This window comes from Microcoleus sp. Pol12B4, from assembly GCF_036701385.1.
Classification (GTDB): Bacteria; Cyanobacteriota; Cyanobacteriia; order Cyanobacteriales; family Microcoleaceae; genus Microcoleus.
In genome coordinates this window covers 1-21489 of the sequence record NZ_JAUBQR010000052.1, presented here as the reverse complement: position 1 = coordinate 21489, position 21489 = coordinate 1, and the positions used below count along the sequence as shown (strand labels likewise).

Genomic DNA, 21489 nt, shown 5'->3' with positions numbered 1-21489 from the left:
TCATTCTCTTGTAGGGGCTGCCCCCGTGGCGACCCCTATCCAGAAAACGCCTAACAAATGATGGATGGGTCTGGTCGGCATTCTTGCCACGACAAGAGTCAAAAGGCTGGTTTTCCTGAGAATGAAATACCCCTGCTGCCGAGATGCACTACGGGGAAGCTGAGCCTCTAAGCATGGCTTTCGAGGCTTTGCCAAAGAAGGGGAACGAATTCCGTTCCCCTTCTTTGGTCAAATTTGTTCGAGATATTTCAGCAAGTCGGCCATTTCTTGCGGACTCGGCTGAAACTGCGGCATTGGTGGGGTTTGCCCGCTGGTGACTTGCCGGATCAGATCGAATTCGGATTTGCGCTCGGACACTCCGTGCAAGTTGGGCCCGACTTGACTGTCTGAAACGGATATGTGACAACCCGCACAGTTCATTTGAAAGATGGCAGAACCCTGAAACGGGTTGCCCGTGAGGGATAGTACGCTTTTGACGTAAGGGTCGGCGACTTGAAACTGACGAATTGCGATCGTTGCCAAGATGATGGCCAGCAACACCGCTACCCCAAATATGGCTAGTCGCTCGATCGGGTTTTTAATTTCATTCCTGGCAAGTTGGTTATTCAAAGGAGTTCAATTAAAAATAGTATCTACAAGAAAATTTATTTCTCATAACATAGCTTAATCGTTCGCAGCGGGGAGAGCAAGATCTAATACTCCCGGAAGGGCGTTTTTTGGAAAATTCATCTGTGTAAGTGCTGGTAATATTAAAAATAGGTTGTTAAATCTTAACGTTAAGGAGATCTCATGGTAGAACCGCTGCTTTCAGGTATTGTTCTGGGTCTAATCTTTGTTACTCTGTCGGGGCTGTTTTTTGCTGCTTATCAGCAGTACAAGCGCGGCGATCAGTTGGGTATCAATAAGTAAAAGGGGCTACAGCCCCTCACTCAGGCTGTCAGGGGGAGGGGGAATTGGGAATTGGGCATGGGGCATGGGGCATGGGGGATTGGTTATTAAATCGGCCTACTGACTTCATCCCTCTTCCTTTTTCCCTCTTCCTTATTCTCGACATCCGTTACCGAATCCGTTGCCGAACTTCCCTCTTGCTTCTTCTCGACATCCGTTACCGAACTTCCTTCGTTAAAGATATCGATCGAGAATAGCAGCAGTTTCCAGGCCAGTTTTTTCCCAGCTAAATAGTTTTGCTCTGGCTAAGCCGAGTTCCCGGAAGTGCGATCGAACTTTGGCATCGACTGCAAACTGGTGCATAGCAGAGGCAATTTCCTCGACGCTGTAGGGGTTTACTAATAATGCTGCACCATTAGCCACCTCTGGCATTGAAGACAGGTTAGAAGTGATGACAGGAGTGCCGCAGGCCATTGCTTCGAGCACGGGGAGTCCGAATCCTTCCCAAAGACTGGGGAAAACCAGGGCGATCGCTTGGTTGATGACTTTGGGCAAGTCTGCTGCGGGGAGGTAATCTAGGAATTTTACTCGATCGACCAATCCCAATTCTTGAACCTGCGCTTTCAGCAGCGGCGTATAGCGTTTGTCTTCCGAACCTGCTATCCACAATTCGTATTCGGAATTATCAGGCAAAGCAGCAAATGCTGCTACAACTCGCTGCACGTTTTTATAGGGATTGTGGCGACCGATATAAAGAAAATAATTGCTGGTTGGCAAGTCTAAAAAACGGAAAAAACTGTTATCGTATCCGGGAAAAATTGGCGTAATTAAATTAGTAGGAATGTTACAAAAATTAGCGATATCTTTGGCAGTTGATTCAGAGTCGCAAATGACGTGTTCAGCCTGTCGCAGCACTTGGGGAATGTAGTAGCGGTGATAAGGTGTCAGAGGTTCGAAGCGGCGGGGAAACCGCAGCGCTATTAAGTCGTGTACTGTAATTATATAGCGGCAACGTGCAAATAAAGGAGCTTCGGGAATTGGGGAAAATAACAGGTTAGATTTTAGCTGCTTGTAAATTTTGGGAAGTTGAGTTTGTGTCCACAGCAATCGGTTGATATGTCCTTTGAGTCCTTGTTCTGGTGTTAGATTTGCGGGAATTTTGTAGCAGTTACTATTGGGAAAAATTTCGGCTGTTAGTAATGTTGGATTGAGGGATTTTAGATGGGGAAATAGGTTTTTGGCGTAGATCGCTAAGCCAGTTGGTTTGGAAATTAGGAAAGAAAGGTTAATTAGTAAGTTAGATTGGGGATTGGGCATAGGATAATATGTAGATTGCGGTTTTTGGGTGGATTTTTTTTTTACCGCAGAGGGCGCAGAGGACGCAGAGAGGAGAAAGGAAGAGAGGGGAGATTTAAAGATATTGTTGTAAGATGTTGGCGGTTGCTTTTCCGGTTTTGTGCCAGCTAAATTGAGATGATCTGGCTAAACTAGCAGTTTTTAAGTTCGATCGCACTTTTGAATCTGTGGCTAGTGTTTGCATGGCTTCGGCTATTTCTCCGACGCTGTAAGGGTTGACTAATAATGCGGCATCTCCGGCTACTTCTGGCATAGATGACAGGTTCGATGTGATGACGGGTGTGCCGCAAGCCATTGCTTCTAAAATTGGTAAGCCGAATCCTTCCCAAAGTGTAGGGAAAACTAGGGCGATCGCCTGATTCATCAGTACGGGCAATTGAGAATAAGGAACGTAACCGAGAAATTTTACCAAAGATTGTAAACCTAATTCTTCAACTTGTGCTGTTAACTGTGGCGTGTAGGCATTGGGAGGCCCTGCTAGCCACAATTCGTAATTTGCGCGATCGGGCAAACTCGCAAATGCAGCAATTAATCTTTCTAAGTTTTTGTAAGGATCGTGTCTGCCGGTATAAAGAAAATAATTTTTGGCTGGCAAGTCGAGATATCTAAAATTAATATTATCGCAAGCTAGGGGAATTGCGGTCATCTTTTTAGGCGGAATTTGAAAAAAGTTAGCAACATCTGCCGCCGTTGCTTGAGAATCGCAAATAATGTGTTCTGCTTGCCGCAAAACCTGCGGTATGTAGTAGCGGAAATAAGCTGTTAAACGAGAAAACCGTCGGGGAAATCGCAAAGGAATTAAATCGTGAACTGTGACGATGTAGCGGCAGCCGGAATACAAAGGTGCTTCAGGAAGTGGGGAAAACATTAGGCTGGACTGCAATTTTTTGTAAATTTTAGGTAAGTCAAACTGAGTCCACAGTAGCCTGTTAATTTGTCCTTTCGGACCGCGATCCGGTGTCAGAGTTTCGGGGATTTGATAGCAAGTATAATTCTCAATTTGCTGGGAAGCGAGTAATGTTGGTTGTAGCTGTTGCAGTTGCGGGAAAAGATTAGCGACGTAAGTTCCGATTCCCGTTGGTTGGGGTGTTAAAAAGGACAAATTGATTAAGAGTGAATTAGACATGATTTTAGAGTTCCGGCGACTGGAAGTCGCGACTACACATACAGAGTCCGCCTGCGCCGACTGAAGAAAACGGTAATAAAATCGACTTTGATATTAGTCCTATGCAAGATGACTTTAGCTTTTGGCTAGGGGCTTTAAGCCCTGGTGGACTATTTAATTAGCCTTTAAGTTCGATCGAGCATTTGAGCTATATCGGCAGGATTTGGCAGCCGAATTGTAGCATACTCTTGGTGAATAATATCAAAAAAACTATTGACTTTTTTATCGAAACATGCAAGTCTAAAGTTCTGACTACGCTGCTGTGCACCAGCTTGAATTTCTGCTAGCAAATCGGGATTAACAATTAGTTGATGTGAATGCTGGCACAGTTCCTCAACGGTATTGAACAAAAAGCCCGATCGCCCGTGTTCGACAATTTCCGGTTGGCCGCCGCCGTTGAAAACAATCGGAGCACAACTATTTTGCATTGCTTCCACAGTCGCCATCCCGAAATGCTCAAATCTTTGAGGATTGACCTCACCCAAACCGCAGCCGTGCCAGAATATGCTAGCTGTAGCATAAAGCGATTTTACCTCATCGAAGTCAGCATTGACTTTTAGCTCGATCGCCCTTGAATCTTGCTTCAATAAATTCTGAACCGTCTTTAAATAAGGATTTTTAGGAATGCTGCTGCCGGCTAAAATTAGCCGCCATCCTTGAAAAGCTTCGGGATAATCTGCTAGCAAACTGCGGAAAGCTTGAATTAATTCAATTTGCTTTTTTGTTCCCCCAGCTTCAAACTGTCCCACAGCCAAAATGATGTTTTCTTTCTGGACTTTAACTGTTGCCATTTCTATCGGTGGATAAAGCAGAAAAGTTGGCTGTAGGTTCCAGCGTTTCTCCAACCACTTAACAGTAAATTGACTGTTGGCAATAATGAAAGTGTAGTCATCGACAGCAAAGTGACGGTTGCGGAAGGTATTAGGAAAGTGGCAGAAAAATATTGAGATTGGCGACAGTGGCTTAACTTTTTCCAGTTGGTTCGCGTTGATGAAAATATCGTAGTTTTTGCTTTCTCTGGCAATTTCATCAAAGGGATTTTCCATATCTTCCACGATGATGCTGGAATCGATGCACTGCATTCCACGTTTATCGTAAAACGCCAAGGGAAGAATTTTAATTTTGCATCCTGAAAGGTTGAGTCCATACCAGGATTCTAAGTCGGAAACAGCAACGGGTTTGTTGGCGATAAAAGTAATGTCAAATTCATTTTGTAGCAGCGAGGCGATGGTAGCGACGTATTTTTGACCGCCACCAATAAAATGCAGCCCATGATCGTAAATGGCGATCGACATTTTGCGATCGCCCCGAACCACCTGTAAGCGAGACAAAATGCGATCGATCTTCATCCGACTGTAAATCACCGCCAACTTTTCCGACAACTGTGGCAATACAGTTTCAATGATTTCTGGTTTCTGATAATCCAGCAGTTTTTTAATCGCTACAAATAAACTCTCAAACAGCAAATCGTACTGCTTGTTAGTAAAAAAATCAGAAGTATGAATTCCCTTGACTAATTGCAACGGTTCATGTTTTGCCAAATACAAAAACCGATTCCGGTTGCAGAAATACTCGGTAAGTTTGCTTCCTTTACTCGAACCCCTATATTCGTGATGGGCGATGGCGGCGGGAGTATAAAGCATTTTCCAACCGCGTTTGTGGCAGCGTTTTGCAAACTCTACATCCTCAAAATACATGACAAAATCTTCATCTATCGGCCCCACATCTTCGAGACATTCTCTGCGAAAAAGCACCGCCGCCCAACAAAGACCTTCGACTTCCTGTTCTGTATCGTACTGTCCCGAATCTTTTTCGCCAAAACCGATATCTCGCCAATAAAAATTAGGTAATTGCTGAATGCCAGCGCTGTTAATCCGCCCGTCTTTAAACAACAATTTGCCGCTAGTCGCACCTACTTCTTTATTAGTTTCTAGCCGTTTTACAAGAATCTCTAACCAGCAACTGTCAAGGGTAGCATCGTTATTTATAAAGCCGATATATTGCCCTTTTGCTTCGCTGATGCCAAGGTTGAGGGCTTTAGCAAAGTTGTTGGCGGAGTTGACAAAAATCCGAACTTTTGGAAATAGTTCGCGCAGGGAAGTAACGGAAGCGTCTTGAGAAAAATTATCAATTACAATTAAGTCGAGTTGCGATTCTGGATACGCAAGTTTTTGTAGAGATTTTAAGCAATCTTTCGTGTGGCGCAGACCGTTATAGTTGACTATAATTAACGAGCATATGGGCAGTGTGGTCATCTTTGATGCTTTATTGTTGTCGATCGAGCAATTCAGCGGTAATCTTCTCTAAAATAGCAGTATGTTGCTGCTGCACTGCTTTAATTTGCTCTATTTCAGACTGAAAAGTTGCGATCGCTCTTTGTTGAGTATCAAGCTGTGCTGTAACTTCGGGAGATGCGCTGCTGAAGTCGGATTGAATTTTTTTCTCTAGAGTTTGCTGATTTGCTTGCAATTTTTGCAATTGAATGCTCAGTGTTTGAACTACGCGGGTATTAGCGAAGTTGTAAATAACTTGGCGTTCTAGTACGGGTCTGAGCAATTTTCTGACTATTTTTCTAACGGCGATGACTGCGGAACCAAGTCGCCTTTGGTAAGAGGTAATGGGGATGTTATAAATGTCGAAACCTGCCTTTAAAAGGGCGATGTCTTCATCATCTTCATTTTGGGCGATCGCACTATTTTCTGTTCCCAACAGGGGCGGCTCAGCAATACCAATTCTGGGTTCCAAAGTTTGTCGCAATTTATGTATTATGTGTTGAGTTGGTATTTCTTCGTACTGCAAACTTTCCTCTCCTTTAGATGACTTATCATGGAACAGGCATCTTTGCTGTTTCAATCATTATAACTAATTGTGAACGGGCAGCTTTGCTGTTTAAATAATTGTAATTCATTGTGGAACAGGCAAGATGCGTTTTCCAGGGCGGGCAGGATGCCCAACCCCTACTCCCCACAAGAAAATTCATCTCTTGTTACATCAGGATTATTGCTTCCGAATATTGGCAATATCTCAAATTAAGCCAACTCAATTTGACTGTCATCACCAATCATAAACCGCAGAGCTTTTGGACGAGCCGGCGCATTGGTTAGTTGAGCTCGTTGCCCGATCACGCTGTCAACAATTCGCTGGTGAATGCCAACTATTTTCGCCCCTTGCAATATTACACTGTGTTCGATATCAGCATCAACCATCGTCACGCGATCGGCAATACTGCTGTAAGGCCCGATAAAGCAATTTTCAATGCGGCAATTTTCTCCAATTACCACTGGCCCGCGAACTGTAGAATTAATGATTTCCGTTCCTTCTCCTATTTGCACTCGCCCGATAATTTGACTTTTCGCATCTACTGTTAATTCAGTTGAAGCTATGATACGGCTATCTAAAATGATTTGGTTTGCACTCAGCAAATCGTCTTTTTTCCCCGTATCCAGCCACCAACCTTCTAAATTGCAGGCTTCTACGTGTTTTTCCTGATTGATGAGCTGTTGAATGGCATCGGTAATTTCGAGTTCCCCCCGGGGCGAAGGTTGAATTTGATCTATTGCCTCATGAATACTAGGAGCAAAAAAATAAATTCCCACCAGTGCTAAATTTGACGGCGGAACTTTGGGTTTTTCTACTAACTGTAAAACTCGCCCGTTATCATCAACTTTTGCAACACCGAAAGCAGAGGGATTGGGAACTGGACGTAGCAAAATCAGAGCGTCTAGTTTTTGCTTGTTAAAAATCTCTAAAAACGGATCTAACTGATTCTGAATTAAGTTATCTCCTAAATACATAATAAACGGAGAATCGCCCAAAAATGGTCTGGCAACTTTCACCGCATGAGCGAGTCCCGCTGGCTCTGCTTGCAAAATATAAGTAATTTTTGCACCGAAGCGAGCTCCATCTCCTGTTTTCGTCTTCACCTCTTCCCCGGTTTCGGGACTAATAATAATCCCAATATCCGTAATCCCAGCCGCCACAATTCCTTCAATTCCGTACCACAGTATCGGCTTATTTGCTACAGGAACCAACTGCTTAGCACCCGTATAGGTGAGGGGACGCAAGCGTGTTCCTTTACCGCCAGAGAGGATGAGTGCTTTCATTTGGTGAACTCTGAGTTATCCTTTAGGGTTTGCGGTGCTGGCAAATATTGCCTGCACTTGTTCGCTCTCGTTGATTTTAAACTACCGCTACCCCGCTGGCAATAGTTGCCGTGTCTTATGATACAAATGATTTATGCTGATCGAGCTTTTATAGTCCTGGACGCATAGAGTGTCAGAAACTTGGTTTCTTGCCGAATAAAGCACCTAAAAGCTGAGGTTATTTGTCAATAAACGTGGTTTCTCAACGTTGCGAGTGCGCCAGTCTAGATTTAATTGCGTACCGTTTTAATAGGGGCCGTATCGGGCGATAAATTGATTACCACTATTGTTTTGATTTGTCAACCAAGCCCACATCTGATCGCCCTGAGAAAAATGCCACCATTCGTTAGGATGTTGCTGAAAACCCGCAGCTATCATCGCATTTTTCAAGATTTGCCTGTGACGGTGATATTGCTCTTCTTGTGGGTGATTGCTGTTAGCAAAATAATCGGGATAAGAACGTTCTGATATTTCATCAATCGGAGAACCCATATCAATTTGCAGGTTATTTTCACCGACTAAAGTTATATCTAAAGCAGCACCTGTACTGTGAGGGGGAGGCGTCGCGCGATCGAGGCTCGGTACTGCCCAAAATTGATATACGTGTTCTATAATCACTTGACGTTTGTCTTCCGAAACAGGAAATTCACACCCTTGAGCTAGGGCAATTTGATTGAAAGTATAATCCACCATAAATTGCTGGACTTCGACCGGCCGATAAGCATCAAATATCAGAATTTTCCACTTGGGATGATTTTGTTGTAACTGGGTTTGAGCGGCGATTAAACTATCTACAACTCCTTGCCGCAAATAGTAAGGCGAATCTGCTTTGCTGTTGTGATAAGGAGCCCCCAACTTTTGATAAGGGTGCGGGATTTCAAAAGCAAAATGTTCTGGTGGAATGGGGACTAAAGGTTCGCCGCATTCGTCGATCGCTATTTGCTGGTATGGTTTCATATCAAGGTTTTACACTACTTTATGATTGCTGGTGAACTACAATACTGAGTATATGCTTTTCACTTGAGTCCGTCGCGCTGCAAATAGCAAAGCAGCTAGAATATCCTCCTGTTATAATTTTTTATAGTCATCTATTATAATTTATTTAGGATTCATACCAGAACTGAGTAATTCAAAAATCAACTTTACTGGAGATCGGAGACCGCGAATACAAGGTTTTACGTGACAGATATTTGGAGCGAGTGTGATGCGCTGCAAAAGTTGGTTTTCTATATTTTAGGATAATATATTAAATATATCCTAACCTAGAAAACAGAGATTTCGATCGGTTTGTAGTAAGGACTTTAGTGCTTTCAATCTCCATCTAAATTCCTTACTACTAAAAAATTTTAACTTTGGCGGTAAGCAACTACCGCATAAAACGGATCGCCGCTTCCTATTCGCAGCATTTGCATAAAACTCGGCAAGTTAGGCTTGCGAACTATTACTTCCGGCTTGCTAAATCCGGGTATATTCGCTCCTTTGACAGAATCAAAGTAACTCTTGACTAATTCTACCCGATCGCCCTCCGAACCTTCCCGCCAAGCCGCGATCGCCTTTTGATAAAACATCCGGTTGGAAAAGCTAATAATTGCTACGCCACCCGGCTTCAATATCCGGTGAATCTCGGCAAAAATCGCATCCGGGTGCTGCAAATACTGTACCGAAACACAGTTGACAACGGCGTCAAACTCTGCATCCGGCAGCGGCAGTTTAGGATTTGCGTTCAAATTCTGCACGAAATAATGATTCAGTCTGCGATTCTTTGCCAACTCTTCTTCATTCATGCCGTGCCCTTCAACATGGGCAAATTGCATCTCGTCGGGCAAGTGAGAAACCCAACTGCTCATCATATCAAAAATCCGAGTATTCGGTTTCAGCCGTTCCCGATATAAATTGGTTAGTTGCTGGATGAATCCATCGTCTACGTGAGTCACAAACCGGGGAGCAGAATAGAACAAATTGTCGTCGGTGTCGTCTAACTTGGTGCGTTGGTCGGCTGGAAGCAACATAAATTATGATGGGGAAATAGATTTACCCTTTATAGTTTAAGAACAATAAGAATTGTTAACATATCTGGCAGAGGGCGGATTCCCGGTTTTAGCGTAGCAGTCGATCGCTAAAAAACCTGCTTGCACCCCCTTGACATCTCCCAAAAACCCTTTTACACTAATAGTACGAACGCTAAGTAATAAGCCGATGGTTACTACATCCACTGTCGATCGCACACATCTAGCTCAGTGGCACGACGTTCTCGCCCCCCACAGCCTGGGCTACCGTCTCAAACTTCTGGCACAGCTAGGCAGTCGCAGGCTGCAAGAGGTACTTGAACCCTTTGGATTGACACCTTTTCACTGGCTGGTACTGTGCTGCTTGTGGCAAGAAGACGGTTTGCCGACTTCCAGCATTGGCGACAAACTGCAACAGGTAGGCGGGACGCTGACAGGCGTGCTCGATCGCATGGAAGAAAGAGGCCTAGTCCGCCGCGAGAGAGACACGCGCGATCGCCGTATATGGCGCATTTGGCTGACAGACTCCGGCACGGAACTGCAAGAGGTATTGCCCCCGCTGGTAGCTAAAATCAGAGATCGAGCTGTCGAGGGAATTTCAGAGGCCGATCAAGAACTCTTTTCCCAACTGATCGATCAAGCGATCCTGAATCTTTCCTAAACCAACAAATCAATCTTTTGAGTGAAGTGCAGCAGCATCTACCTCCACTACATTACGAATAACCGCAAAATACTACGCACTCTTAAAAAAAGCCGTCTTACTAAATAAAAACTACGTACCCTAAACAAACGACATCTTACTAAAGTATCAGGAGTCAAATTGATGAAACGCCCAAACGAAACCAACCCAGCAGAATTCAACGGTAACGGCAAAGCAGTCGCCGTATTAGAAAAGCCGCTCGACGACAGCATCGCTAAAAGCCTACCAGTAATCCCCGCCCCAGAGACAGAAATCAACGCCCCCGCCGAGGTCAAAACAGGCGCAGAAACAGAACTGCAAGCACCCCTGCCGACGCCTGCAACACCCAAGAAAAAAGCCCCGAAAGCGTTGATATTAGCAGCGCTGGGCCTAGGGGCGATCGCAGCAGGCAGCTTCGGCTACCGCTACTGGCAATACACCTCCATCCACCAAGAAACCGAAAACGCCACAGTTGCCGGACACATCCACCAAATCAGCAGCCGCGTCAACGGTACTGTCGGCGAAGTCTTGGTACAAGACAACCAACAAGTAAAACCCGGACAACTGCTGATCAAACTCGACCCCCGCGACTACCAAGTTAAAGTCCAACAAGCCGAAGCAGCCTTAGAAAACGCCCGCCGCCAAGCCGAAGCAGCCGAGGCAAATATTTCCCTAGCCTCTCAAACCAGCCAAGGCAAAACAGCCCAAGCCCAAGGAGATATCAGCGGTGCAAATGCTGCGATTTCCACCGCTCAAGCAGCACTCAGAGAAGCCCAGCAAGGCGTACCCGCAGCAGAAGCCACCGTTGCTGAAGCCGAAGCCGGCGTACCCGCAGCGCAAGCCAAAGTCGCCCAAGCCGAAGCCGGAATTCCTCAAGCCCAAGCCAAAGTGACGGAAGCCGAAGCCGGAATTGCCGCAGCGCAAGCTCAGCTAGTACAAGCGCAAGCCAACCTCGTCAAGACGCAAGCTGATTATAAACGGTACGAAAGCTTGCAGTCTGAAGGTGCGATCGCCCGCCAGCAGCTAGACGCAGCCAGAGCCGCCTACGAAGTAGCTCAAGGCCAAACCACCGCAGCCCAACAAGGAATTGCCCAAGCTAGAGCGCGGTTAGCCCAAGCCAAAGAAGGCGTAACCGCAGCCCAAGCAGCAGTAGCCCAAGCTCAAGAAGGGGTAAAACAAGCTCAATCCCAAGTAGCGCGCGCCCAAGTCGGTGTCGCCAGCGCTCAAGCTAAAGTCGCCCTAGCGCAAGAAGGTATCAGCACCGCCGAAGCGAAACTTGCTGCATCAAAGGGCGGATTGCAACAGGCGCAAGCTACGGGCGAGCAAACTAAAGTCAGTCGCTCGCAGTATGATGCTGCTAAAGCTGCGATCGGGCAATCGGAAGCTGCGGTTAAAGACGCTCAACTGCAACTTTCCTACACGAATATTACTGCTCCGGCCGCCGGACAAATCGGACGCAAATCGGTTGAAGTCGGGCAGCGGGTGCAGCCGGGAACTCCGTTAATGGCTATAGTAAGTAACGATTTGTGGGTAATTGCTAACTTCAAAGAAACGCAACTGGCAAACATGAAACCAGGCCAAAAAGTAGAAATTAAATTAGATGCTTTTGGTAGTCGCAAATTTGAAGGTCATCTCGATAGTTTCTCCCCTGCTTCTGGCGCTCAATTTTCCTTATTGCCTCCCGATAATGCTACGGGCAATTTCACCAAAGTTGTGCAGCGGATTCCGGTGAAAGTTGTGTTTGATGCCGAAAGCCTTAAAGGCTACGAATCGCGGATTGCACCGGGGATGTCTGCTACGGTAAATGTTGAACTGAAATAAGGGAATAACACGGATGTTGACACGGATACACGGATGAATTTAGAAGTCTGGGATTTGATTTTTTGTGAATAGAAAAGAAAATCCCAGACTTCAGGGAGTTTGAGAAGTTTGAAAAGTCTGGGATTTGATTTTTTTAGGTTAAGGGCGATCGCCCTTGCAATATCATCTTAGAAAGTTAGGGATATGGTAGTGAAAACGAAACCGAAATCTCGTTCACCAGCTAGTCAAACTTAAAGCGTGTTTGGAAACTTCAAGGGTAAAGAGCATTTACCCCCAGACAAATCAAAATAGTGCCAAAGTATATCTCTTCTCGGATCTGGATGCAGATAACTACCAGTCCTCCTTTCCTTTGTTTCCGTAGAAACTGTTTTACTAGCCACAAGGCTAATGGCATACCACTGCCCATCCACCTTGAAAAGATTTAATTTACCTGGTGGTATTTCATACCAAGCTATTGCTGAAATAGGCCTTCCCTCTACTATTACTGAAATGCTTCCCCCAGGATAACCTCCGCGTGACATGAGATTTTTGTGTAGCTCGCAATTAGTAAAGTCAAGGCTTAGTAAATAACATATTTTTTCAAAGGTTTCATGACTAAGAATATAATTTCTTTCAAATGGCATTTGCAGTAGGATAGCTTCTCCTGGATTTAACTCACCCCAAGCTATAGCTTTAACTTCCTTACTATATCCTTCACCACCCAATGTTTGTGCATAGACTGTAACTGTAGAACCAGGGCTTCCATATCCACACTTGGCATTAGCGATTCGACTACCTTCTAAGTAGTAATGCATTAATCCTTTGATAGTCATTGTCTCTGGCGAGGATGACCTGTCAAATTCCAGCGTCAATGTTCCAAGATAATCGCCCTGCCGAGGAGTAGCTGAAGCTTGCATATTAACTATTGATACCAATTGAGCAGGCAGTGCATCTACATCTTGCTCAAAACGATTTTGAAGAGGAACTGGAATCGTAACCGTTTGTTGTTCTTGCCAGTTTTTATTAAGCGAGCTAAGAAAATCCTTTGGGAAAGACCAATAGAAATTGTAATTTTGACGATCGACTACAACTAAAAATGTTGGATTGGGCTGGATTAACCAATAATTAATAGTCGTTACTGCAATAGGAACTCGAATTGAATCGCCTTTGAATTCAGACTCTTCTGTACCTTTGCATTGAACGTTAAAAAACTTTCCAGTTGGGTACTCTCCTTGCATAAGCTCACAAATGAAATCAATCCCCATATCCCGATCTTGTTGAATAGGAATAACATTACAAAAATTAGTGAAAACTGAATTAAGAAGGTCAGCAGCACTTCCACCAATTCTCTGAGAGTTTGTACGTCTAGGTAACTTTGTCATTACGGTAATGGAGCTTTTTTCACAATCTTAACTAAGCCGCTATCTCAGGCGAAAGCAAATAGGAATAGAAATACTTTAAGTAGAAGATGGTTTTGTCTGTCTAACTTATAATTGTATGGCAGTTTTGGTATAATACTTAATATAATACAAGAATACCGCAACTTCACTCTTACTCTCATTACATCTCAACTGTGAAAAATATTATTGCCAAGAAAACAACTCTATGGTAAACTAGAAGATTGTGAATATTAATCAAAAGTAAAGTAACAAGCCGGGAGAAATCAAAATGACACAGCAAACCCTGCACGGAACCAGCCGCAAAAGAAAAAGAACATCCGGTTTTCGCGCCAGAATGCGTACCGCAACCGGTCGATTGGTAATCAAAGCTCGCCGCAGCAAAGGTCGCCACCGCCTCGCAGTCTAGCACTGCATCAAGGTTGAGAGGCCTCCACGATCGCCCTACGCCATGTTGCCCGATACAAACCGACTTAAGCACCGAAAAGACTTCAGCGCCGTATACCGCAAGGGAATGCGCCGTAACTCGGCCCATTTCAGCTTAAGAGCTCTGCGTAAACCAAAAAGCGCCGAATTTGCGAAACAGACAGCCGAAAAATCCTTGCAGCCCACTCGCACAGGCATTTCCATTAGCCTGAAAGTCAGTAAACGCGCTGTAGTCCGCAACCGGATTAAGCGTCAGATTCGGGCAGCTTTGCGACAGCTATTGCCCCGATTAAAATTCGGGTGGGATTTAGTAATTGTCGTGCGTCCGATCGCACAAGAGTGCAATTATGCAGAAATTCTGCAAGAATTAGAGCAGTTGTTGGTAGAAGCCGAGGTACTAGATGGGAATTCGAGAGGAAGTATATTATGAAGGCGGCCCCGCGCCCGGAGACTTGATCATCAATTTACTCCTAGGGCTAACAGTCGTCGGCATCCCCCTAGCAGTAGGAGGAATTGTCCGCGCTCTGTGGCTGCGGTATCGGATCACGAGCCGCCGAGTGTCCGTAACCAGCGGTTGGATGGGGGGCGATCAGACAGACGTTATCTACTCAGATATAGTCAAAATCGTCACAGTACCTCGCGGTTTCGGGACTTACGGAGACATGGTGCTCACCATGAAAAATGGCAGCCGCTTGGAACTCAGAGCTATGCCGAAATTTCGAGCAATGTATGACTACATTAACGAAAAACTGCCCGCAGCAGCTCAAAAAGCAAACGCGACCCAAGCTAAATAACCGAACCGCTTCGCCCTCAAATCAGGGTAAAGTGAGTGCGAGTATTGGCAAACTCATTACAACAAACCCGCAGACTGGGCGGTCGATCGACGGGCAATGTCCTAAGATAGAGACAAAACCCTAAAAATTGAGGCGGCTCGCCTCCAGCGGGTAAAAATAGTTCTCAACAGCAAACATAGAGCACCTAAATTAACTCAAAGCGAATGGATTTCGGTATCTCGTTTCTCTCCAACAACCTCATGCTCCCGATCCTAGATTTTTTCTACGGGATCGTGCCAAGCTACGGTTTAGCGATCGTAGCTCTGACGCTTGTGATTCGCTTTGCTCTTTATCCTCTCAATGCAGGCTCTCTTCGCAATATGCGGCGCATGAAAGTAGCGCAGCCATTGATGAAAGAGCGAGTAGATCAAATTCAAAAACTCTATAAAGAAAATCCTGCCAAACAGCAGGAGGAAATGAGCAAAGTATACAAAGAATTTGGTAATCCTCTAGCAGGATGTTTCCCATTAGTGCTGCAAATGCCAGTGCTGTTTGCACTGTTTGCAACGCTTCGGGGTTCGCCGTTTTCTGACATAAATTACAGCGTCAACGTTCAAGTTTTGCCGAAAGAACAAATAGAAACTGTTCAACCTCAAGCTTTTGCTACACCGCCACAAAATATTTACGTCACAGGTACTTTTCATGCTCCTGTTGTGGGCGTAATTCCAGGCGGCGACAAACTCTCAGTCGGCGACACAACCAAGATTAATTTTCAAACCCCAGAGGGCAAACCTCTTAAAGTTTTAGCGACAGAAAATAAGAGCGAAATCGACTTTGAACCCGGCTGGAAAGTCATCAAAGGCGAAGAAGTGGTCAAGGTAGATGAACAGGGCAACATCACGGCCTTAGCGCCCGGTGAAGCCACAGTTCAAGGCACAATCCCCGGATTGGCTAGTAACAAAGGATTCCTGTTTATTGAAGCTCTAGGCCGCGTTGGCGCGATCGACTCAGACGGTACAATCCACTGGGATATTTTGGTAATGATCCTGGGCTTCGGCATCAGTTTGTACATCAACCAAACTCTTTCAGGACAAGCACAAGGACCAAACGATAACCCCCAACAGGCTACAGTTAACAAACTGACGCCAGTCATATTTTCAGGAATGTTTTTGTTCTTCCCGCTGCCCGCCGGCGTGTTGATGTATATGCTGATTGCTAACATTTTCCAGACAGTCCAAGCGTTTATTTTGTCGCGAGAACCGCTGCCGGAAAACCTGCAAAAAATAGTAGACGAAGCAGAGGCGAAAACCAAAAAAGATCAGGGATTAGATGCCCTTCCCTTTGAGCCAAAGCGTGCCAAGAAAAAGGCTTGATTTTAACAACAATGAAAGACTCTCAAATGCAGCGCGGACAGGCATGGTTAGAAGAATTGCTACAACTGTCCGCAATTCCTTCAAAAGTGGTATGCGAACAACGAGAAGATTGCTATTGGATGACAATAGATGAAAGCAATCTGACTCGAGAACAAGTTGCAATCTTAGTCGGGCCAAACGGTAATGTCATAGATGCCATTCAGTACCTCTGTAACACGGTTCAGAATATAGGTCAGGAAGTAGAGGAGTCAATTCCTTATACAGTTGAACTAAATGGCTATCGCATCCGCCGCCAAGAGGAATTGCGCTCGATGGCAGAGTACGCAGCAGATCAAGCCCGATCGACGGGAGTTGAAGTTGAAATAAAATCGCTGTCTTCGGCAGAACGCCGTCAAGTCCACAGCTTTTTAAGCGAATGTGAGGATATAGAAACTTACAGTCAAGGACAAGAACCCGATCGGCGTTTGGTAGTTCGCCTGCGCTGACGCTAAAGAAGGAAGAAGGAAGAAGGAAGAAGGAAGAAGTTAAAAATTAACTATTCCTTTTGACCTTTGAATTCAAGAAGTAGGAAGGCAAAAGATTATGGAGACAATTTATATCCCTCATCTACTCACAAAAAGTGAGCGAAAAGAGGTCATTGATTTTGAAGAATTTATCCCAGATTTAGAAACTCTTACTCCAGTGCGAGGACGACTGCAAGTGACTCACCAAGGAAATTATCTTGAGGTGAAGGCGAAAGCACAAACAATTGTTACTCTCACCTGCCACAGATGCTTGAAACAATACAATCATCGTTTGGCACTCAACTCATCGGAACTAATCTGGCTCGAAGAAACAGCAAATCAAACAGATTCAAGTTCAGCAGAAATAGAAGTTGCTTTAGAAGATTTGGTGGAAAATTTGTCCCCAGGTGGCTATTTCTCTCCGGGCGATTGGGTGTACGAGCAAATGTGTTTGGAACTGCCGCACAAACAGATATGCGATACTGAATGTCCGGGAATTTCTTTAACTGATGATGCAAATACAGAAAGCTCAGAAACAGTCTCAGACAGTCGCTGGGCGTCTCTGGAAGCACTTAAACGGCAATTGCCTTAGTCAGTTGACTAATAACTAATGACTATTTTTAGCGACGAGTTTGAACTACTGCTGCGATCGCGCTACCCCCTAATTTACATTCCCACACGGGAAGAAGAGCGCGTAGAAGCGGCGATCGCCCAAAGTGCCAAAAAACAAGGTTCTCGCGCCGTCTACATCTGGGATTTTGTTGATGGCTACCAAGGCAATCCCAACGATACAGGTTTTGGCAAGCGCAACCCGCTGCAAGCCTTGGAATTTCTCGAAAAATTGCCCGCCTCCGCGCCGGCAATTTTTATACTGCGGGACTTTCAGCGGTTTTTGGAAGATGTCTCGATTTCCCGCAAGCTGCGGAATTTGGCGAGACTCCTCAAATCCGTACCCAAAAATATTGTCATCGTATCTCCTATAATTTCGATCCCGGAAGACCTCAGCGAAGTGATGACTGTTTTGGAGTTTCCCCTGCCTGCGGCGGCCGAAATCAAAATTGAGGTGGAAAGGCTGCTAGGGGCTACCGGACAAGCCATTGAAGGGCGTTTGCTGGACGAAATGGTGCGCTGCTGTCAAGGGTTGTCGATCGAACGAATCCGCAGAGTTTTGGCAAAGGCGATCGCCACCAGAGGCGAACTCCATCCCGACGACGCGGAACTCATTTTAGAAGAAAAGCGCCAAACAATTCGCCAAACTCAAATTCTGGATTTTTACCCAGCCCGCGAAAATATTTCCGATATCGGTGGCTTAGACAATCTCAAAGAATGGCTGCTGCGGCGGGGCGGTGCTTTTACCGATCGAGCCCGCCAATACGGTTTGCCACATCCCAGAGGTTTGTTGTTAGTCGGAATTCAAGGAACCGGAAAATCCTTAACAGCAAAGGCGATCGCCCACCACTGGCATTTGCCTTTGCTGCGGTTGGATGTCGGGCGCTTGTTTGCCGGATTAGTCGGAGAATCGGAATCCCGCACCAGACAAATGATTCAGCTAGCTGAAGCTTTGGCCCCCTGCGTGCTGTGGATTGACGAGATTGACAAAGCTTTTGCGGGATTAGACGGTAAAGGGGATTCTGGGACAACCAGCCGCGTGTTCGGGACTTTTATTACTTGGTTGGCCGAAAAAACTTCGCCGGTGTTTGTGGTAGCAACAGCCAACAACATCCAGTCTTTGCCGCCAGAAATGCTAAGAAAAGGCAGGTTTGACGAAATATTTTTTGTGGGTTTGCCCAGCCAGGAGGAACGGCGGGCGATTTTTGAGGTACATTTGTTGCGGTTGCGATCGCACAGCATCAAAAATTACGATGTAGAGCGCTTGGCTTACGAAACTCCCGATTTTTCAGGGGCCGAAATCGAGCAAACTTTGATTGAAGCAATGCACATTGGGTTTAGTCAAAATCGAGACTTTACGACAGATGATATTTTAGAATCAGCTAGTCAGATGGTGCCCTTAGCCAGAACGGCTCAAGAACAAATCCAGTTTCTCCAAGATTGGGCCGCTGCTGGAAAAGCTCGCCTTGCTTCTAGATACGGCAGTTTGAGCCGCCGGATTCAGGGGTAAGCTTTAGAAGTCAGTAGTCAGTAGTTAGTAACCTGATTGTCAGTTGGCAGTTACCAGATTTTACTCAACATTCAGCAGTCAACACTCAACAGTCAACCTTCTTCCCTTTTCGTTCTTCCTTCTTCCCTTTTCCTTTTTCGTTCTTCCTTCTTCCTTCTTCCTTCTTCATTTACGGTTTTATGAACAGTGTATATAGCGTTTTCAAATTTTTAGTGGGTTTTCTGCTCGCGATCGTCCTGATGGCAGGTGCTAGCGTGGCTGCTGCACTTTACTTTGCCGCTAAGCTAACTACTGTGCCCGAAAAACCTGTTTTTCCCAACGACAAAACAGCAGTTCAGGTTGTAGGCGCTGCGCCGAAGTCAACAGCCCAGGCTAGCCCTGTTTCTACATCTAGCGATGTCCCCTCTCCGAAACCCCTGGAACCGGGAGCTTACCGAGCTCTGGTGACTCAGCCGATCGGCTTAATTCTCCGGGATACTGGTAGCCGAGACTCGAACCGCATTGGCGGTGTTGGTTACAAGGAAAAAGTCGTAGTTTTGGAAGAGTCGCCCGACAAAGAGTGGCAGCGAATTAGGATTGAGGATGACAATCGCGAAGGTTGGGTCAAAGGTGGCAATACTGAAAGAGTTGAGGGCGAATAGGAATTAGACAAAATAGACAAAAAATATACTCCTCTGAGTGTGAGGGCAGCGAAGCAATTGTAGTGTGCAGGTTGTTTACCAACCCTGGGTTTTTTCCTGTCTCTGGCTCCAAATATGGGGTACATATTTATAAATAAAAGTCAAGTTAAATTTATTTACGATATTTGCGATCGCAGTTTAATGCGTTGACACTGCAGGTGCGATCGCCCCTGCAAAATCCTGCACTTAACATAAAAGCCCAGCAGACAAAAGGTTTTAAAAGCTAAAACTCAACAGAAAAACTCAATAATACATAAACCTAACTTATGTGATTCAGGAGACTATGTTAAGAAAATTAGCAAAATTTTAAGGTTAGTTGCAAAAAGCAGGCTGTTGTCACCGCCGAACAGGCAAGAGTGGTAGCTTGGATTACAAGATGTAAGTTTTCAGCTTAACAGCTACCAACAATAAAAAATATGTACGACAAACGTCCCGATCGAGATTTGGCGACTGTTGCTGTTACTGCAGCTTTGGGAGCTGGGGTCGTTACCTCTTTTGCCGTGAGCAGAGGGCAAAACCCGCTGCTAGCCATCGCAATTACTGTTTTTGCAGCGGGAGTAGCTGTAATTTGCGATCGGTTCGGCTTAATTTAAGCGAGCGTCGATTTTTTAATACAGAGTCAACTTATCAAAAAATCCCCGTCCTATTTGCAACTAGCAAAAGTGGGGATTTTTAGTGGCTAGTTTTTTGGTTAATCAGCGGTACTTCCCCAGACGCACTCGCCACATGAAGAAGCCGCGTTGGTTAACAAAAAACCTGCAATTTCAGGCTCTTTAGCCGACCATAAATTAAGGTGATGACAGCCTGCTCGCAAGTCTTGTGGTAATTTCAGCGGCAGCCAGATAAAATATTAGCCAACACTACCTGAGAACTTATTCTCTATTTGGTCTTAAAGGCTAAGACTCTGCCTGCAAACTTTTTTGCTGAGTCTCGCGTCTCTAGAAGCAGCGATGCTATCTTGGTTATTACCTGTAATTATTTTTGACGGTATTTTTTTTAGAAAAACGGGTGCTTCGCGCTTTTCAAGTAGAACTTAGCGTTGGTAGAATCCAAGCCAAGCGTGCCAAAAATCATTTTTGGTAGTTTGCTCACACAACCCACCCACAATTTCACACTAAAAAATTATGGAATCTCTTGCTTACCTCGAACTTGCTCTTGTTTGCGAAGCACCCCCAGAGTCTAAAACTTTTGATGATCCCAAGTGGCAACACCTATCGAGTCAGACTTACGTCCGTTTGCTGTCTCTGGCTTTGATGCTGTCGGTTTTGAGTGCAGCCGGTTCGGCTTTTGCTCAAATAGATCCGGGATATCCCAATTTGCGCTCTGTTCAAGACAGGTTGCGGGAACTCGGCTATTTTCCCAGATCTTCGACAGGTCAACTCGGCCCGGTTACTCAACAAGCTCTGACTAACTTTCAGCGAGACTATCAACTGTCGCTGACTGGTAGGCCCGATCGAGCTACTGTGATAGCACTCAACAGTTTGGCCGGGGATGACGATCGACCTTTTAAAACTATCTATACAAATTATAGGGAGCTGCGTTTTGGAGACGCTGGTGCAGATGTTTCTTCTCTCCAGCGCAGGTTGCACCAGCTAGGCTACTTCAGCGCGCATCCTACAGGGAGTTTTCGCGAAGTTACTCAAAAGGCCGTTAGATACTTCCAGCGAATTAATCGGCTGCGGGTGACTGGAGTTGCCGATAGGCAAACTTTAGCTTTGCTGTTTGGTTCCACCCGGCCAGTCCGCCCCGTTACGCTTCCAGGGGATATTTCGGGAAATGGCGGTTGCAAGGGGCTGCGGTTCGGAGACAGAGGGGCGACGGTAGACTTGATCCAGCGGCAATTAAAGGCTTTGGGCTATTTTGAAGGTGGCGTTGACGGCAAGTTTCGGGAACGCACTCTCTACGCTGTGACTCGTTTTCAGCAAGATTACAATCTGGTTTCTGATGGTTGCGCTGACACTGCTACTTTGACTGCTATCGATGCCCAGATGAGGCAAGCGGAAATTACCTCATGGACTGAGGAAGATGACCAACAGATTAATGGCGGAGATTTTCTGGAGTTGGGCGACAGAGGCCGACAAGTAGAATTTGTGCAGCGGCGGCTGCAAGAATTGGGTTATTACAGGAGCCAGATTCACGGTTGGTTCGATCGACCAACTCAGGCAGCTTTGATCCGCTTTCA

23 protein-coding genes are annotated in these 21489 nt (G+C 45.5%); 13 read left to right on the top strand and 10 right to left on the bottom strand.

Going from position 1 to position 21489, the window contains the following annotated elements:
• Window positions 1–228: 228 nt before the first annotated feature.
• Complete coding sequence (locus QUA38_RS10020) at window positions 229–609, bottom strand: c-type cytochrome (RefSeq protein WP_333067538.1); 381 nt, start codon at window positions 607–609, stop codon at window positions 229–231.
• Between the two features lie 180 nt (window positions 610–789).
• Between QUA38_RS10020 and petG the strand changes: the two genes are divergently transcribed.
• Window positions 790–909 carry a cytochrome b6-f complex subunit V gene (petG, locus tag QUA38_RS10015; protein ID WP_015174208.1) on the top strand — a complete coding sequence of 40 codons (120 nt, stop codon included), beginning with the start codon at window positions 790–792 and terminating at the stop codon, window positions 907–909.
• Between the two features lie 213 nt (window positions 910–1122).
• On the opposite strand, the gene QUA38_RS10010 is transcribed toward petG, so the two are convergent.
• The 8 genes from QUA38_RS10010 to QUA38_RS09975 all read right to left on the bottom strand — a co-directional run bounded on the left by QUA38_RS10010 (window position 1123) and on the right by QUA38_RS09975 (window position 9560).
• The gene (locus tag QUA38_RS10010) at window positions 1123–2205 is read right to left on the bottom strand and encodes a glycosyltransferase family 1 protein (RefSeq protein WP_333161339.1); all 1083 of its coding nucleotides are present in this window, start codon (window positions 2203–2205) and stop codon (window positions 1123–1125) included.
• Window positions 2206–2299: 94 nt separating this feature from the next.
• On the bottom strand, window positions 2300–3370 hold the full coding sequence (locus QUA38_RS10005) for a glycosyltransferase family 1 protein (protein WP_333161336.1): 1071 nt from the start codon (window positions 3368–3370) through the stop codon (window positions 2300–2302).
• Window positions 3371–3534: 164 nt separating this feature from the next.
• Window positions 3535–5664: a glycosyltransferase gene (locus QUA38_RS10000; protein ID WP_333161334.1), complete on the bottom strand. Its 2130-nt coding sequence runs from the start codon at window positions 5662–5664 to the stop codon at window positions 3535–3537.
• A 10-nt stretch (window positions 5665–5674) separates the two neighbouring features.
• Complete coding sequence (locus tag QUA38_RS09995; RefSeq protein WP_333161333.1) at window positions 5675–6208, bottom strand: hypothetical protein; 534 nt, start codon at window positions 6206–6208, stop codon at window positions 5675–5677.
• Window positions 6209–6438: 230 nt separating this feature from the next.
• Window positions 6439–7512 carry a glucose-1-phosphate thymidylyltransferase gene (locus tag QUA38_RS09990; RefSeq protein WP_333161331.1) on the bottom strand — a complete coding sequence of 358 codons (1074 nt, stop codon included), beginning with the start codon at window positions 7510–7512 and terminating at the stop codon, window positions 6439–6441.
• Between the two features lie 285 nt (window positions 7513–7797).
• Window positions 7798–8508, bottom strand: coding sequence for a M15 family metallopeptidase (locus tag QUA38_RS09985; protein WP_333161329.1), 711 nt, complete (start codon window positions 8506–8508; stop codon window positions 7798–7800).
• 141 nt (window positions 8509–8649) lie between these two features.
• Window positions 8650–8766: a DUF433 domain-containing protein gene (locus tag QUA38_RS09980; protein ID WP_333161327.1), complete on the bottom strand. Its 117-nt coding sequence runs from the start codon at window positions 8764–8766 to the stop codon at window positions 8650–8652.
• A gap of 131 nt (window positions 8767–8897) precedes the next feature.
• The gene (locus tag QUA38_RS09975) at window positions 8898–9560 is read right to left on the bottom strand and encodes a class I SAM-dependent methyltransferase (RefSeq protein ID WP_333161325.1); all 663 of its coding nucleotides are present in this window, start codon (window positions 9558–9560) and stop codon (window positions 8898–8900) included.
• 187 nt (window positions 9561–9747) lie between these two features.
• On the opposite strand from QUA38_RS09975, the gene QUA38_RS09970 reads away from it, so the two are divergent.
• Window positions 9748–10218 (top strand): MarR family transcriptional regulator, encoded by a 471-nt coding sequence (locus QUA38_RS09970; protein ID WP_333161323.1) that lies wholly within the window; start codon window positions 9748–9750, stop codon window positions 10216–10218.
• Window positions 10219–10380: 162 nt separating this feature from the next.
• Entirely contained in the window at window positions 10381–12057 is a 1677-nt protein-coding gene (locus QUA38_RS09965) for an HlyD family secretion protein (protein WP_333161321.1), read from the top strand.
• 230 nt (window positions 12058–12287) lie between these two features.
• On the opposite strand, the gene QUA38_RS09960 is transcribed toward QUA38_RS09965, so the two are convergent.
• Entirely contained in the window at window positions 12288–13418 is a 1131-nt protein-coding gene (locus tag QUA38_RS09960; protein ID WP_333161319.1) for a DUF4365 domain-containing protein, read from the bottom strand.
• A 286-nt stretch (window positions 13419–13704) separates the two neighbouring features.
• Between QUA38_RS09960 and rpmH the strand changes: the two genes are divergently transcribed.
• From rpmH to QUA38_RS09910, 10 genes are all read left to right on the top strand, one after another.
• On the top strand, window positions 13705–13842 hold the full coding sequence (gene rpmH, locus QUA38_RS09955; protein ID WP_006632320.1) for a 50S ribosomal protein L34: 138 nt from the start codon (window positions 13705–13707) through the stop codon (window positions 13840–13842).
• Window positions 13843–13884: 42 nt separating this feature from the next.
• Window positions 13885–14289, top strand: coding sequence for a ribonuclease P protein component (gene rnpA / locus QUA38_RS09950; protein ID WP_333161317.1), 405 nt, complete (start codon window positions 13885–13887; stop codon window positions 14287–14289).
• Window positions 14261–14653 carry a PH domain-containing protein gene (locus QUA38_RS09945; RefSeq protein ID WP_333161315.1) on the top strand — a complete coding sequence of 131 codons (393 nt, stop codon included), beginning with the start codon at window positions 14261–14263 and terminating at the stop codon, window positions 14651–14653. Before rnpA ends, QUA38_RS09945 begins: the two co-directional genes overlap by 29 nt.
• 203 nt (window positions 14654–14856) lie before the next feature.
• Window positions 14857–16005 carry a membrane protein insertase YidC gene (gene yidC, locus QUA38_RS09940; protein WP_333161313.1) on the top strand — a complete coding sequence of 383 codons (1149 nt, stop codon included), beginning with the start codon at window positions 14857–14859 and terminating at the stop codon, window positions 16003–16005.
• A gap of 11 nt (window positions 16006–16016) precedes the next feature.
• Entirely contained in the window at window positions 16017–16490 is a 474-nt protein-coding gene (locus tag QUA38_RS09935) for a Jag family protein (protein WP_015174192.1), read from the top strand.
• 97 nt (window positions 16491–16587) lie between these two features.
• Window positions 16588–17100, top strand: coding sequence for a YceD family protein (locus tag QUA38_RS09930; RefSeq protein ID WP_333161310.1), 513 nt, complete (start codon window positions 16588–16590; stop codon window positions 17098–17100).
• Window positions 17101–17118: 18 nt separating this feature from the next.
• Entirely contained in the window at window positions 17119–18627 is a 1509-nt protein-coding gene (locus QUA38_RS09925; protein ID WP_333161308.1) for an AAA family ATPase, read from the top strand.
• Between the two features lie 179 nt (window positions 18628–18806).
• Window positions 18807–19268 (top strand): SH3 domain-containing protein, encoded by a 462-nt coding sequence (locus QUA38_RS09920; RefSeq protein ID WP_333161306.1) that lies wholly within the window; start codon window positions 18807–18809, stop codon window positions 19266–19268.
• Between the two features lie 455 nt (window positions 19269–19723).
• Window positions 19724–19900: a hypothetical protein gene (locus QUA38_RS09915; RefSeq protein ID WP_333161304.1), complete on the top strand. Its 177-nt coding sequence runs from the start codon at window positions 19724–19726 to the stop codon at window positions 19898–19900.
• Window positions 19901–20431: 531 nt separating this feature from the next.
• Window positions 20432–21489, top strand: a 1058-nt coding sequence (locus QUA38_RS09910) for a peptidoglycan-binding protein (protein ID WP_333161302.1), incomplete at its 3' end; no start/stop codon positions are given.

Coding starts and splice junctions, on each gene's coding strand:
- petG (WP_015174208.1), top strand. CDS start 790: ATGGTAGAACCGCTGCTTTCAGGTATTGTTCTGGGTCTAATCTTTGTT.
- QUA38_RS10010 (WP_333161339.1), bottom strand. CDS start 2,205: ATGCCCAATCCCCAATCTAACTTACTAATTAACCTTTCTTTCCTAATT.
- QUA38_RS10005 (WP_333161336.1), bottom strand. CDS start 3,370: ATGTCTAATTCACTCTTAATCAATTTGTCCTTTTTAACACCCCAACCA.
- QUA38_RS10000 (WP_333161334.1), bottom strand. CDS start 5,664: ATGACCACACTGCCCATATGCTCGTTAATTATAGTCAACTATAACGGT.
- QUA38_RS09990 (WP_333161331.1), bottom strand. CDS start 7,512: ATGAAAGCACTCATCCTCTCTGGCGGTAAAGGAACACGCTTGCGTCCC.
- QUA38_RS09985 (WP_333161329.1), bottom strand. CDS start 8,508: ATGAAACCATACCAGCAAATAGCGATCGACGAATGCGGCGAACCTTTA.
- QUA38_RS09975 (WP_333161325.1), bottom strand. CDS start 9,560: ATGTTGCTTCCAGCCGACCAACGCACCAAGTTAGACGACACCGACGAC.
- QUA38_RS09970 (WP_333161323.1), top strand. CDS start 9,748: ATGGTTACTACATCCACTGTCGATCGCACACATCTAGCTCAGTGGCAC.
- QUA38_RS09965 (WP_333161321.1), top strand. CDS start 10,381: ATGAAACGCCCAAACGAAACCAACCCAGCAGAATTCAACGGTAACGGC.
- QUA38_RS09960 (WP_333161319.1), bottom strand. CDS start 13,418: ATGACAAAGTTACCTAGACGTACAAACTCTCAGAGAATTGGTGGAAGT.
- rpmH (WP_006632320.1), top strand. CDS start 13,705: ATGACACAGCAAACCCTGCACGGAACCAGCCGCAAAAGAAAAAGAACA.
- rnpA (WP_333161317.1), top strand. CDS start 13,885: ATGTTGCCCGATACAAACCGACTTAAGCACCGAAAAGACTTCAGCGCC.
- QUA38_RS09945 (WP_333161315.1), top strand. CDS start 14,261: ATGGGAATTCGAGAGGAAGTATATTATGAAGGCGGCCCCGCGCCCGGA.
- yidC (WP_333161313.1), top strand. CDS start 14,857: ATGGATTTCGGTATCTCGTTTCTCTCCAACAACCTCATGCTCCCGATC.
- QUA38_RS09935 (WP_015174192.1), top strand. CDS start 16,017: ATGAAAGACTCTCAAATGCAGCGCGGACAGGCATGGTTAGAAGAATTG.
- QUA38_RS09930 (WP_333161310.1), top strand. CDS start 16,588: ATGGAGACAATTTATATCCCTCATCTACTCACAAAAAGTGAGCGAAAA.
- QUA38_RS09925 (WP_333161308.1), top strand. CDS start 17,119: ATGACTATTTTTAGCGACGAGTTTGAACTACTGCTGCGATCGCGCTAC.
- QUA38_RS09920 (WP_333161306.1), top strand. CDS start 18,807: ATGAACAGTGTATATAGCGTTTTCAAATTTTTAGTGGGTTTTCTGCTC.
- QUA38_RS09915 (WP_333161304.1), top strand. CDS start 19,724: ATGTACGACAAACGTCCCGATCGAGATTTGGCGACTGTTGCTGTTACT.